The following is a 13131-nucleotide window of genomic DNA, read 5'->3' on the forward strand; positions in this document are numbered from 1 at the left end:
GAAGGTGCGCGCACAGCGGAGGGACGACGGTCCGCTTCCCCGCCCCCTGCCGGCCGGACGGCAGGCCGCCCCGCGGAGCGGTTCGCCCGTCATCGTCTCCACGGCCCCCGCACGGCGGCTGCCGCCCTCGTGGGGCCCCGCCCTGCGCCGCACCCCCGCGTCGATGTGGCGTGACGACGTGTCCGACGACGCGGCCGCCCTCACCTACTACGCCATCCTGGCCGTCCTGCCCTCCCTCCTGGTGACCGTCATCGCCTTCAGCCTGGTCAGCCCCGCCACCGCGGGCGACTTCATCGCGCACGTGACGGCCTACGCCCCGGGGCAGTCCGGAAGCGAACTCGAGGGGGTCATGGTCCGGATGGCGCGGCGCAGTTCCGCGGCCTGGGCACTGCTGGGCGCCTGTACGGTGAGCGCCCTGTGGTCCGCCTCCAGCTACCTGGCCGTGTTCCGCCGGGCCCTGCACCGCATGCATCGCGTCGCCGACTGCCGCTCTCCCCTGCGCAAGGCCCCCCGCATCGTGCTCACCGCCTTCGCCCTGCTGGTCCTGCTCCTCGTCAGTTCGCTGCTCCTGCTGGTCACCGGTCCGGTCGCCGAGGCCGTCGGCGGTCTTCTCGGGCTCGACGAGGTGGCCGCCCGGGCGTGGGCCCTGCTGCGCTGGCCCCTTCTTCTGGGGCTGGTCGCGCTCCTGGTCGTCGTCGTCTTCCGCATGGGCCCGGCCCCGGCGCGTCTGCGCAGGCACAGCCTGCCCGGCGGTGCCCTGGCGGCGGGCCTGTGGCTCACCGTCTCCGCGGGCTTCGCGCTCTACGCCTCCGCCCTGAGCACCTACAGCAGGCTGTACGGCTCGCTCGCCGGCATCGTCGTCTTCCTGATCTGGCTGTGGCTGTCCAACCTCGCCCTGCTCGCCGGGGCCCAGTTCACGGCCGAGCTGAGCAGGCGGTCGTCGCCTCGCCGGTGACGACCGGCGGCCCCGGCACGGCTCGTCCGCCGTGGCCGGCGGGCACCCCGCGGTGGCTCCGCACCACGTCGGCGTAGGCCTTCGCGCTCGGCTTGGGACGGCGCTCGAACGTCTCGCGGTCGACTTCGTGGAGGCCGAGCTGGGCGCCGTATCCGAAGATCCACTCGAAGTTGTCCATGAGTGTCCAGTGGCAGTAGCCGAGGACGGGTGTGCCGGCGCCGATCTCGGCCGTGAGGGCCTCGATCGCGGCGGGCACGAACGCGGCGCGCTGGGTGTCGTCCCCGGTCTGGATGCCGTGTTCGGTGACGAGCACCGGTACGCCGGCCATCTCGTGGGCGTAGCGCGCCGCCCCGGCGAGGGAGCCGGGCTCGATGACGGTGCCCATGCCGTTCAGCTCCCCGTCGGGCGTCACCTCGCCGTCGGGTCCGTGCACGATGCGCTCGTAGTTCTGCACGCCGATGAAGTCGTCGTCGCGCGCCTCGCGCAGCCAGTGGTCGTAGACGGCGGCGCGCTTGGCGTCCCGGCGCCGCTCGCCGCCGGGAAGGGCGACCTCGTCGGCGATGGCGATGGAGACGCCGACCGGCAGGTCGCCGCGGCTCGCCCTGATCGCCTCGCGGGCGGCGCGGTGGGCGCGGGTGAACGCCTCCTGGAACTCGTCCTGCCGGTCGGCGGGGATGACGTTCGCGCTGGCGTAGCCGTCGCTTCCGGCCGCGCGGGCCGCCGCCGCGAGCATCCGCGCCTTGAGCGCCTCCGCCTCGGCCGGGAGTTTCGCGCCCGCCTGCAACAGCTGTTCCAGATTGGGTTCGTTGAGGGTGACCGCGTAGGCGATCCGGTCGCCGAAGCGTGCCATGACGCGGTCGCACTGGTCGGCGAACCGGCCCGGGGCGTCGGCCGCGGTCCACGAACCGTCCATCGCGAACCAGTGCGGGGCGGTGAAGTGGCTGAACGTCACCAGGGGCGCCAGGCCGCGTGCGAGGCAGCCGTCGACCTTGCGCTCGTAGTGGTCGAGCGCCTCGGCGGAGACGACACCGCGCTCGGGTTCGACGCGTGCCCACTCGACGGAGAACCGGAAGGCGTTGAGTCCGAGCCCCGCCACCAGGTCGAGGTCGGTCTCCCACTGCTCGTAGCCCCGGCAGGCCGGTCCGCTCGGTTCGCGGAAGAGGGAGGGAGTGGTGTGCTCCAGGAACCAGGTGTCGCTCGCGCGGTTGTCACCCTCGTTCTGGTGTCCCGCGGTGGCGACGCCCCACAGGAAGCCGTCGGGCAGGCCGGTGTGTGTCATGGGTGCTCCTTGTGTGATCCGGTGGGCCGGGAGGTGGGTGGGGACGGGGCCCGGGTGGTCAGGGCGTGGCCGTGGTGAACGGGGTGCGGAAGGAGTGCCGGCCCGGGCCGGCCTCCGCGGGCTTCGCGCCCGGCAGGTCGACCAGTGCGGTGACACCGGGCGGCACGAGGAGTTCGACGAGCAGCGTGCCGCCCTCGACGCGCCAGCCGGTCTCGGCCCGGCCGTACGGCGTCTCGTGCGCGGCCCGCGCCCAGGTGAGGCCGCCGCCGGGGCGGGGCCGGACCAGGAGCCGGCGGTAGCCCGGTTCGGCGGGCGCCAGGCCGGCGACGGTGCGGTGGAGCCAGTCGGCGACGGCTCCGAACGCGTAGTGGTTGAAGGAGGTCATCTCGCCGGGGTTGACCCGGCCGTCGGGGAGCATGCTGTCCCAGCGTTCCCAGACGGTGGTGGCGCCCATGTCGACCTGGTGGAGCCAGGACGGGCAGGAGCGCTGGGTCAGCAGCCGGTAGGCGGTGTCCACGTGTCCGGTGTCGGTCAGCGCGTCGCACACCAGCGGGGTGCCGAGGAACCCGGTGCCGATGCGGTGTCCGCCCCCGGCGACCAGGGCGGCCAGCCGGCGCCCGGCCTCGGCGCGTCCGGCGGGGTCCTCGATCAGCCGGAAGCACAGGGCGAGGGCGTACGCGGTCTGGGTCTCCTCCGTCAGCCGGCCGCCCCCGGCGTGGAAGCGGCCGAGGAAGGCGTCGCGGACCGAGTCGGCCAGCGCGAGGTAGCGCCCGGCGTCGTCGTCCTCCTCCAGCAGCCGGGCCGTCCGGGCCAGCAGGCGGGCGGAGTGCGCGAAGTACGCGGTGGCGACCAGGCAGGAGGAGGTCGTCGCCCGGCCCGGGTCGTCCGCGGGCGCGGCCGGGTCCAGCCAGTCGCCGAACTGGAAGCCCTCGCCCCAGATCCGGCCGGGTCCGGCGATCCGGTCGACGGCGTCGACCCAGTCCCGCATCGAGGGGTACTGGGCGCGCAGCACCTCGGCGTCGCCGTAGCGCTCGTGCAGCACCCAGGGGACGACGACGGCCGCGTCGCACCAGCCGGCCATCGGCGGGTTGCCGGGCGGGATCGGTACCGGCGTGATCACCGGGATCGCGGGGCTGAACACCGGCGGTACGCCGCGCGCGTCGTCGCCCTGGTCGGCGGCGAGGTCGCGCAGCCAGGAGCGCAGGAAGTCGCGGACGTCGTAGAGGAAGGCCGCGGTGGGGGCGAAGACCTGGACGTCGCCGGTCCAGCCGAGCCGCTCGTCGCGCTGCGGACAGTCCATGGGCACGTCGAGGAAGTTGCCGCGCATCCCCCAGACCACGTTCTCGTGCAGCCGTTCCAGGGAGGCGTCCGAACAGGAGAACCACCCGGTGCGGCGCAGGTCGCTGTGCAGGACGACGGCGGTGACGTCGGCCGGGTCCACGTCGCCGGGCCAGCCGTCGATCTCGGCGTGGCGGAAGCCGTGGAAGGTGAAGCGGGGCTCCCACACCTCGCCCTCCGGGTCCCCGCACAGGGTGTAGCGGTCGGTGGCGGTGGCGTGCCGCAGCGGGCGCGTGCACAGCTCGCCGTCCTCGAGGACCTCGGCGTGGCGGAGGGTGATCGTGCGGCCGGCCTCGCCCCGGACGCGGATGCGCAGGCGTCCGACGAGGTTCTGGCCGAAGTCGACGAGGGTGCGGCCGGTGGGTGAGGTGGTGACGGCGACCGGGGTGAGCGACTCGATGCGGCGCACCGGCGGGCTGTCGGCCGGGAAGAGCACGCCGGTGTCGAACTCCAGGAGCCGCACGGGTTCCCACGCCGAGTCGTCGAAGCCGGTTTCGCCGAAGCCGGCCTGCGCGCGGCGGGCGTCGTACTCCTCGCCCTCGTACAGTCCGGCGGCGAGGACGGGGCCCGGGCTCCAGCGCCAGTGCGCGCCGGTGGCGACGGTGTCGGTGGTGCCGTCGGCGTACTCGATCCGCAGTTCGGCGAGCAGGCCCGTGTCGTCGCCGTAGATGTCGCGGGTGCCGCCGTTGAAGCCGAGCAGGCCCCGGTACCAGCCGTCGGCGAGGTGGGCGCCCCAGGCGTTGGCGCCCTCGCGGACCAGGTGCGTCACGTCGAAGTCCTGGTAGCGGTGGCGGTGGCGGTAGCTGGTCCAGCCGGGGGCCAGGACGTGGTCACCCACCACGGTGCCGTTGAGTTCCAGCTCGTACACGCCGAGCGCGGTGACGGAGAGCCGGGCCGCCGTGACCGCTGCCCGCAGGGTGAACTCGGCGCGCAGCAGGACGGCCGGGCGGGCCCCGGTGATGGAGGGCTCCGCCGGTCGGCGGGGAGCGATGACGCGGGCGGTCCGGAAGGGGCGCATGTCGGGTCCTCGGCGCGGTGGGCGCGGGTGATGCCTGGGGCGGCCTGGGGCGGGTGGGGGCGGGTGGGGGCGGGTGGGGTCGTCGAGCGGAGGGAGGCAGGTTCGATCATGCGCCCCAAAACCTAGTGAACGCTAGGTCTTGGTCGACGTGATGTGGGTCACACTTCCGACGTGCGGGGCACGCTCCCGACCGGGATCATCACCTGATTGGCGAGTGCATGACAATTCATGAGTCCGGGCGGGCCGCACAGCCCGCGACCCGAACCGCCTACAGCCCCTGCCCGTCGACGGAGATGGAGCGCACGAGGCGGTCGAGGTGCGCGCGCATGACCGCGACGAGGTCGAAGGAACGGCCGCCGGCGAGCCACTGCTGACGCAGGCCCGCGTCGAGGGCCGCGCACTCGCGGGCGATGCCCTCGTGGTCGAGGTCCGGCAGGAGTTCCCCGTTGCGGCTGCCGGCCTCCAGCCGCTCGGCGAGCTCCTTCACACCCTTCTCCTGCCAGTGGGTGAAGAAGTCGTGGGCGGGGTGGTCGGGGGCGGTCGCCTCGGCGGCGACCACGACGGCGAGTTCCACCATGCCGGGCATGGCGAGCCGCTCGGCGGTGTCCTCCAGGTGGCAGCGGAAGGCGTCGCGCACCGATCCCGAGACCCGCTGCCACTGGGTGTCCATGCGGTCGTGCCAGTACTCGACGACGGCCAGCAGGAGCTGCTGCTTGTCGCGGAAGTGGTGCAGCAGGCCGGCGTCGGTGATCTCGGCGTCCCGGGCGACACGGGCGAGCGAGGTCTTGCGGTAGCCGTCCTGTCCGAAACGCAGGAGCGCGGCTTCGAGGATCTGGGTGCGCCGGGCCCGGCCTGCCGTGTAGCCGCCGCGCGGCCCCCTGGGTGTCGCCATGTCAGAACCGTACCGGGGGCGGCGCACGGTGACGGCGGCGGACCAGGAGCGGACCGAGCCTGTGACGTGGGTCACGCAATGGAAACCTAGCGGGCACTAGGTGTTCGGGTCATCATCGACGTCACGCGACGACGGATTGCCGCGCCGTCACCTCCCGGTCACCGGGGTGTTACGGCGGTCTCGTTCCTCCGCGCACCCCACACCGCCCCCACATCTCCTCTCACTCCCTTCGGCACCTCCGTGAAAGGAGGGCATGGCGTGACATCGACGTCACCAAGCCCCTCACTCGACAGCGCGCCCCCTGCCGAGACGGGCGGACGATGGAATCTCCGCCTGGTCGCGGTCCTGATCGCCCTCGCCTGGCCCACCCAGTTGCTGGCCGCGGGCGGGATCCTCGGTGCCAACGCCACCGCGAGCGTCGCCCAGAGCTTCCACACCACGCAGGTCGCGTGGTTCGGCCTGACGCTCACCCTGGCGAGCGTCCTGCTCACGCCGTTCGCCATCAAGCTGGGCGACCTGTACGGCAGGAAGCGCGTCATGCTCGCCATGATGGCGCTGGGCGCCGGCGGCGAGGCCCTGGCCGCACTGGCCGGAGACTTCTGGCTGGTGCTGGTCGGCCGGGCCATCGCCGGTTTCTACGGCCCGTTCGGTGCCCTCTCCTTCGCCGCGGTACGGGACGTCTTCCCGAAGAAGCTGGTCAAGTCGGCCAGCGGCATCATGGGCAGCAGCGTCGGGCTGGTGGCCCTGGGCACACCGTTCCTGGCGGGCCGGCTCGTCGACGACTGGGGCTACCGCGGTGCCCTCTGGTTCCTCGCCGTCGCCACCGCCGTCGCCTTCGTGCTGGTCGCGCTCCTGGTGCCGGAGACACCGCGGCACGCCTTCGACACGGGCTTCGACTGGCTGGGGGGCCTGGTCCTCGGCGGCGGTCTGACCGCCGTGGTCTACGCCGTCGGCCAGGGGCAGAGCTGGGGCTGGGCGGACGGCAGGACCCTGGGCTGGCTCGCCGCCGGGGCCGCCGCGCTGGTCGCCTTCCTGTTCGTCGAGCGGGCCAGCGCGCACCCGATCCTGGACCTCGGGGTTCTCCGGCGCCGCCCGGTGGCTCTCGCCCTCACGGCGGGCGGTCTCGCCCAGACCGTCGCGTTCACGATGCCCGGCCTGGCCATCCTGCTCGCGCTCTTCCCGCACATCCCCGGTGTCTCCGCCGGCCTCGGCTGGACCGCGCAGCACAACGCCGTGGTCAGCGTGAGCTGGAACCTGGTGATGTTCGGCACCGGCCTCTTCGTCAGCCGCTTCCTGCGCCGCCTGGACCCCCGCAAGGTCTGGATCGCCGGCCTGGCGGTCATGGCGCTGGGCTACACGCTCGTCGGCTTCCTGCACGGTGACGAGACGGAACTGATCCTGACGTCGTGCATCGCCAACATCGGTTCCGGCATCGTGGTGGCGACCGCGCCGGTGCTCGTCGTCGGTGTCGTCTCGCGCGACGAACAGGGCCTGGGCAGCGGCATGCTCAACATGCTCATCAGCCTGTTCGGCGCGATCGTCACCGCCGGCGCGTACGCCCTCCTCAACGCGCACAGCACCGTGGTCGACGGCACCGCCTTCTACCAGGACGCCGGTTACGCCTGGGTCTTCTGGCTCGGCGCCCTCGTCACCCTCCTGGCCCTGGCGCTCTCCCTGTTCATCCCGCGGCTGCGGAATCCGGAGACCGACGACGTGCTGCCCGGCTGAGCGGACGGCGCGGGCGGGACGGCGCGGGCGGGAGGAGATCCCGCCCGCGCCGTCCTCTCCGTGGCGGGCCGCCGAGCGGTGGCGGGCCGCCACGAGCACGTCGCACACCGGAAACGGGCTGCCGCCCGGCGGCAGCCCGTGGCCCCCGACCGGCCGTCCGCACACCGGGCTTGACCCGCTCGGGCCTGCCGCGCCCGGGGCGCCGGGCCGACGGGGCCCACCCGCCGACGCGGTGCGTCAGTCGCGGTCGGGACGCAGCCTGCGGTGCGTCCCGGAGCGGCCGATGTCCAGGTCCAGGAACGAGGCCAGGGGCGTGCCGCTGTTCCAGAAGCCCAGCAGGTTCACGTCGATGAGGACCAGGCCGTGCCGGGCGGCGAACTCACGGGCGGGCCGGGTGAACACGCAGGAGGCGACGAACACGGGGACGTCGGCGTGGTGTTCCGCCCGTGCGGTGCCGTTGAAGGTCTGGAGGTCACGGCTGCCGACGGTGCGGTGCTTGGCGTAGCGCTTGCACTGCACGACGACACGGCGGCCGTCGGGCAGGTTGCCGGTCACATCCGCCCCGAGGTCGCCGGCGCCGCCGACGCGCCGGACGCCGGTGCAGCCGTCCCGGCGGCACAGCTCGGCGACGTACTCCTCGAACCGGCGGTCGTCCATCGCCCAGACCTCGTCCAGCGAGCGGCGCGCCTGCCGGCGGGCCTCCGCGGCGAGCCGGACCCGCTCCGCCCGCGCCTCGCGCCGCCCGGCCCGCACCGGACCGGCGACGACCACCGCGACCACGACCGCGATGACGGCCGCCACCGACAGCAGCACCGTACCCATACACCGGGTCTCCCTCCCCTTGTCCCCTCGCGCAGCCGTCCTGTTGCTGCCCACGCGGGGGCGGCTCCATCCGGCGCCGGGGGCGGGAGACCGGTCCGGTCCGTCCCGTACCACGTCAGGCACCGGGACGGGCCGGACCACCCGCCTACTGGGCGTAGGTCTCGAACTCGGCGACCTTCGGTGTGCCCGTCGAACCGGTGATCTCGAAGGTGACCTTGCTCAGCGAGGTCCGCGGGAAGGTGATGGCACCCGCGCCGCTGCCCGAGGTCAGCACGGCGCCGGTGTCACCGTTGACCACCTTCCAGGCGCCGATGGCACCCGTGGCTCCCGCCGCCTCCCGGACGGCGATCCTGGAGACGGACGTGGCGGAGCCCCACTTGATCGAGATGGCGCCGGTCGAGGCGGCGGGCGACCAGTACGTGCTCATGTCGCCGTCCCGCACGTTGCCGTAACTCGTGCCGGTGGCCTTGCTGGAGCCGTCCGATCCGGCCCCGATGCTCAGGTTGGTGCCGCTGGGCTGGCTCGGTCCCGAGGTGGGGCTGGGGGTCGGGGTCGGCGTGGCGGACGTGGGCGGGGCGGTCGGGGTCGACGTGGGCGACTGCACGGTGCAGCTGCCGTTCGACACCTGGAGTCCCTTGCCGGCCCCGGCCGTTCGGCTCACGACGTCCGGCACGCACGCGGCGGCGTCCAGCGTGTAGGCGTAGGGGATGCTGACCGTGGTGTTGGACTGCGGGTTCGGGCCGGCGGGGTTGTTGTCGGTGCCGGGGCTGGACCAGGTCACGTTGTCGAAGACGTTGCCGCTGACCTGCCAGTAGCCGGCCGCGTCCGTGTAGAAGGTTCCCAGGACGTCCTTGGAGTCCTCGAAGTAGTTGTTGTCCACCTTGGCGCGCGCTCCGGCACGGGAGTTGATGCCGGACTCGTTCAGGCTCACGTAGTGGTTGTTGTAGATGTGGGCCGTTCCGCCGCGCAGCAGGGGCGTGCGGGAGTCGATGTTCTGGTAGAGGTTGTGGTGGAAGGTGATGAACCCGTTCGACAGGTCGCTCTCGCTGGAGCCGACCAGGCCGCCGCGCCCGGAGTTGCGCAGGACGCTGTACGACAGCGTCACGTACTTGGTGTCGTCCTTCATGTCGAAGAGGCCGTCGTAGCCTTCCGACTCCCCGCCCGACGCCTCCAGGGTCGTGTGGTCGACCCAGACGTTGCGGACGCCGCTCTCCATGCCGATGGCGTCGCCGCCGTTGGAGGTGGGCGAGCCCGACTTCTTCACGTTCTTGATCGTCACGTTCTGGATGACGATGTTGCTGGCCTCGCGGATGTGGATGCCCAGCTGGTCGAAGACGGCTCCGCCGCCGACGCCGACGATCGTGACGTTGCTGATCTGCTTCAGCTCGATCACCCCGGCGGCGGTGTTGCAGCTGCTGCCGGACACCTTGGCCGTGTTGCCGTGGTTGATGGTCCCCTCGACCTCGATGGTGATCGGGGTGCTGCTGCTGGCCCTGCCGCACAGGGCCGCGTGGATCGCGGTTCCGGTGGTGGCCCGCACCGTCTGACCACCGGCCCCGCCGGTGGTACCGCCGTTCTGGGTCGCGTAACCGGTCGCGGTACCGGTCGCCGCGGAGGCCTCCGGCATCGACAGCACGACACCGACCCCGGCCGCGAGGGCCATCGCGGCCGATGCGGCGGAGAGTCGCAGGGCGACTTTTCTTTGCATGGATGTCTCCTGATTCCTCGTTCTGCCTGGCCTCGCATTGCTGCCGCACACGGAAAAAATTTGTCCGTGGACCGTCAATTCGAGCTGACAGGAAGAGCGTGCGGGACGGTCGCATGCCGGCTCGTCATGACGCGCACCCTTCATCCGGCGGCACGTCGGCGTCGCGGGACACCCCGTACCGGATCACTGGCGGCTCGTGCACACGTCGCGGCGTCCACCGCGACGGTCGGCTCCCCCGGAGCGGTCCCGGCCCCGAGAAAGCGCTTTCCGTGCGGTGACGATAGGGGTCCGACGACGAGGTGGCAAGAGTTCGAGAAGGGCCGGTACGGAGAACGGCAACCACCCGCGACCCCGTTCCGCTTCCCGACGCACAGCGCCCGCACGCGAGCGGCGACGTTGCTTCCGTGAACACATTCCCCCGCCCGGCGAGCCGTTTCCGCCATAACCGGGCTCCCCAGGCGGCACGACACCCGAACCCCCTTCGCGTTCCCATACGTGAACCCGAGTGATGTACGTGATCAGCCCGGGAGGCCGGGCAACTCCATCGTGAGGGTCTCGACGCGGCACGGGACGACCAGGGCCTCCGCCGCGCGGACACCGCTCGGACCACCGCGCCCCGCACCGACGCTCGACCGACGCGGGCGCTCCGCCGGCCCGCCGGCCGGGGCCTCACGGCCGACCGGCCCGCCGGTCGGGGCGTCACGATTCGCAGGCCCGCCGCTCAGGGCCTCACGGTTCGCAGGCCCACCGATCGGGCCTCACGGTTCACCGACCAACCGATCGGGCCTCACGGTTCACCGACCAACCGATCGGGCCTCACGGTTCACCGACCCACCGGTCGAGACGTCACGGTTCACCGACCCATCGGTCAGGGCGCCGTGGTCCGGGTCAGTCGCTCGGCGAGCGCGGCCGCGAACTCCTCGGCGCGTGCCAGCTGGACGCGCAGATCCTCCATCCGCCGCTGCGCGGCCTGTTCGAAGCCGCGGATGCGCCCCCGCAGCTCCTCGCGCTCCGCGGGTGGCAGTTCGTCGTCCGAGTCCAGGCGGTCCGTCGCCTCCAGCAGGCTGCGCATCTCGTCCAGGGTGAAGCCGAGGGGTTTCATCCGGCGGATGACCATCAGGCGCGCGACGTCCGCCTCGGTGTAGAGACGGAAACCGCCCTGGGAGCGGGCGGAGGGGATGACGAGACCGGCGTCCTCGTAGTGCCGGATGGTGCGCAGCGACAGCTCGGTCCGTGCGGCGACCTCGCCGATCTGCATGTGCTCGCTGCTCACACGGGCGCCCTTCTCGTCTCTGGCGGCGGCCACCGGAAGCCGACGCCGATCTCTACTCTAACGTTAGGGTAGGGTTGCCCCGGTCCGGGGACGGCTCCCCGCCGTGCCTTTCTCCCGGTGCGGGCCCGCCATCCCGGGCCGTCCGTCGTGCCGGGGCCGACGAAGCCCCCGGTGAAATCAACTGTCCGCAGGAGAGAGTGTGCGCGTGTCCGTGACGACCGGCGTCGCCGCCTTTCCGCCGTGAGCCCCGGGGTCTTTCGTTCGGGTCGGGCCGGCCCCCGCGAGCCCGGCCCGACCCGAACGAGAGGCCCTGGCCGCCGGGCGGTGCCCGCCGCCTCACGGCCCGCTTCCGAGCCGCCCGCCGGTCCCGTTCCGCCCGCCGGTCCCGTTCCGCCCGCCGGTCCCGTTCCGCCCCTCGCGGACCTCGTGGAGGGCCGCCCCGGTCGTTCGCGCCCTCCACATCCCGACGCCGTCCCCACACCCTTTCCGCACGCCCGCCGTGATGCCGGGTGTGCCCGAGCACGACAGGTCTGCCTCCTCTTGTCTTTCTCCGTACTGTCCCCGGCCGCGTGGCTGCGTGGCCCCCGACGTCCCCTCTGGCTGTCCGACCCGAAGGTGCTGCGCACCGAGGTGCTGGCCGGTCTGGTGGTCGCCCTGGCGCTGATCCCGGAGGCGATCTCGTTCTCGATCATCGCCGGGGTCGACCCGGCCATCGGCCTGTTCGCCTCCTTCACCATGGCCGTGACCATCGCCGTGGTCGGCGGCCGGCCGGCGATGATCTCCGCGGCGACCGGTGCCGTCGCCCTGGTCATCGCCCCGCTGAACCGCGAGCACGGCTTCGGCCACCTGGTCGCGGCCGTCATCCTGGCCGGCGTCATCCAGATCGCCCTGGGCGCCCTCGGGGTGGCGAAGCTGATGCGGTTCGTGCCGCGCAGCGTGATGGTCGGCTTCGTCAACTCCCTGGCCGTCCTGATCTTCCTGGCACAGGTTCCGGAGATGACGGACGTGCCCTGGCCGGTCTATCCGCTGATCGCCGCCGGGCTGGCCCTCATGGTGTTCTTCCCCAAGGTCACCACGGTGGTCCCGGCCCCGCTGGTGTCCATCGTCATCCTCACGGTCATCACCGTCGCGGCGGGGATCGCGGTGCCGACCGTCGGCGACAAGGGGGACCTTCCCTCCGCGCTGCCGGTGCCCGGTCTGCCGGACGTGCCGTTCACGCTGGACACCCTGACCACCGTCGCCCCCTACGCGCTCGCCATGGCCCTGGTCGGGCTGATGGAGTCGCTGATGACCGCCAAGCTGGTCGACGACATCACCGACACCCACTCGTCCAAGACCCGTGAGTCGGTCGGGCAGGGCGTCGCCAACATCGTCACCGGCTTCTTCGGCGGCATGGGCGGCTGCGCCATGATCGGCCAGACGATGATCAACGTACGGGTGTCCGGCGCCCGTACCCGTCTGTCGACGTTCCTGGCGGGCGCCTTCCTGATGGTGCTGTGCGTCGTCTTCGGCCCGGTCGTCTCGGACATCCCCATGGCCGCGCTCGTCGCCGTGATGGTCATGGTGTCGGTGGCCACGTTCGACTGGCACTCCGTCGCGCCGAAGACACTCAGGCGGATGCCGGCCGGGGAGATCACCGTCATGGTGGTGACCGTCGTGTGCGTGGTCGCCACCCACAACCTCGCCATCGGTGTCGTCGTCGGCTCGGTCACGGCGATGGTCGTCTTCGCCAAGCGTGTCGCCCACTTCGCCGAGGTCAGCTCGGTCACCGGCCCCGACGGCTCGACCGTCGTCCACCGGGTCACCGGTGAGCTGTTCTTCGCCTCCTCCAACGACCTCGTCGACCGCTTCGACTACACCACCGAAGCCGACCGCGTCGTCATCGACCTGTCCGCCGCCCACATCTGGGACGCCTCCTCCGTCGCCGCGCTGGACGCCATCGAGCACAAGTACGCCCAGCGCGGCAAGACCGTCGAGATCACCGGCCTCAACGAGGCCAGCGCCCGCCTCCACGGGACCCTCAGCGGCGAACTCACGGGCAGCGGCTGACCGGACGCCGTCGGCGCGCGGCGAAAGGCGGAAGGCGGGCGCGGGACGACAGCACGGCCACGGGGCGCC

At 72.4% G+C, this 13131-nt stretch carries 9 protein-coding genes; 3 read left to right on the plus strand and 6 right to left on the minus strand.

What is annotated here, in order from left to right:
- Window positions 1–163 precede the first annotated feature (163 nt).
- Window positions 164–955: a YihY/virulence factor BrkB family protein gene (locus tag ACH4N1_RS18100; protein WP_398098359.1), complete on the plus strand. Its 792-nt coding sequence runs from the start codon at window positions 164–166 to the stop codon at window positions 953–955.
- On the opposite strand, the gene ACH4N1_RS18105 is transcribed toward ACH4N1_RS18100, so the two are convergent.
- From ACH4N1_RS18105 to ACH4N1_RS18115, 3 genes are all read right to left on the minus strand, one after another.
- Complete coding sequence (locus ACH4N1_RS18105; RefSeq protein WP_398098166.1) at window positions 915–2234, minus strand: family 1 glycosylhydrolase; 1320 nt, start codon at window positions 2232–2234, stop codon at window positions 915–917. The two genes, ACH4N1_RS18100 and ACH4N1_RS18105, sit on opposite strands and share 41 nt — an antisense overlap.
- Window positions 2235–2292: 58 nt before the next feature.
- Window positions 2293–4590 carry a family 78 glycoside hydrolase catalytic domain gene (locus tag ACH4N1_RS18110; RefSeq protein ID WP_398098167.1) on the minus strand — a complete coding sequence of 766 codons (2298 nt, stop codon included), beginning with the start codon at window positions 4588–4590 and terminating at the stop codon, window positions 2293–2295.
- Between the two features lie 268 nt (window positions 4591–4858).
- Window positions 4859–5482, minus strand: coding sequence for a TetR/AcrR family transcriptional regulator (locus ACH4N1_RS18115; RefSeq protein WP_398098168.1), 624 nt, complete (start codon window positions 5480–5482; stop codon window positions 4859–4861).
- A gap of 258 nt (window positions 5483–5740) precedes the next feature.
- Here ACH4N1_RS18115 and ACH4N1_RS18120 point away from each other — a divergent pair, with 258 nt between their 5' ends.
- Complete coding sequence (locus ACH4N1_RS18120) at window positions 5741–7210, plus strand: MFS transporter (RefSeq protein WP_398098170.1); 1470 nt, start codon at window positions 5741–5743, stop codon at window positions 7208–7210.
- A gap of 237 nt (window positions 7211–7447) precedes the next feature.
- Here ACH4N1_RS18120 and ACH4N1_RS18125 read toward each other — a convergent pair whose 3' ends face one another.
- The 3 genes from ACH4N1_RS18125 to ACH4N1_RS18135 form a co-directional block, all read right to left on the minus strand.
- A complete protein-coding gene (locus ACH4N1_RS18125) occupies window positions 7448–8032 on the minus strand; it encodes a restriction endonuclease (RefSeq protein ID WP_398098171.1) in 585 nt (194 codons plus the stop codon).
- 145 nt (window positions 8033–8177) lie between these two features.
- Window positions 8178–9740: a polysaccharide lyase family 1 protein gene (locus ACH4N1_RS18130; RefSeq protein ID WP_398098172.1), complete on the minus strand. Its 1563-nt coding sequence runs from the start codon at window positions 9738–9740 to the stop codon at window positions 8178–8180.
- Between the two features lie 868 nt (window positions 9741–10608).
- A complete protein-coding gene (locus ACH4N1_RS18135; RefSeq protein WP_398098174.1) occupies window positions 10609–11013 on the minus strand; it encodes a MerR family transcriptional regulator in 405 nt (134 codons plus the stop codon).
- A gap of 540 nt (window positions 11014–11553) precedes the next feature.
- Here ACH4N1_RS18135 and ACH4N1_RS18140 point away from each other — a divergent pair.
- Window positions 11554–13062, plus strand: coding sequence for a SulP family inorganic anion transporter (locus ACH4N1_RS18140; protein ID WP_398098176.1), 1509 nt, complete (start codon window positions 11554–11556; stop codon window positions 13060–13062).
- The last annotated feature ends 69 nt before the right edge of the window (window positions 13063–13131 follow it).

The organism is Streptomyces sp. NPDC017202 (genome assembly GCF_044331705.1).
GTDB lineage: Bacteria > Actinomycetota > Actinomycetes > Streptomycetales > Streptomycetaceae > Streptomyces.

Excerpts from the sequence above, each read along its gene's own strand:
- ACH4N1_RS18110 (WP_398098167.1), bottom strand. The coding sequence starts at position 4,590 with ATGCGCCCCTTCCGGACCGCCCGCGTCATCGCTCCCCGCCGACCGGCG.
- ACH4N1_RS18100 (WP_398098359.1), top strand. The coding sequence starts at position 164 with ATGTGGCGTGACGACGTGTCCGACGACGCGGCCGCCCTCACCTACTAC.
- ACH4N1_RS18130 (WP_398098172.1), bottom strand. The coding sequence starts at position 9,740 with ATGCAAAGAAAAGTCGCCCTGCGACTCTCCGCCGCATCGGCCGCGATG.
- ACH4N1_RS18105 (WP_398098166.1), bottom strand. The coding sequence starts at position 2,234 with ATGACACACACCGGCCTGCCCGACGGCTTCCTGTGGGGCGTCGCCACC.
- ACH4N1_RS18125 (WP_398098171.1), bottom strand. The coding sequence starts at position 8,032 with ATGGGTACGGTGCTGCTGTCGGTGGCGGCCGTCATCGCGGTCGTGGTC.
- ACH4N1_RS18115 (WP_398098168.1), bottom strand. The coding sequence starts at position 5,482 with ATGGCGACACCCAGGGGGCCGCGCGGCGGCTACACGGCAGGCCGGGCC.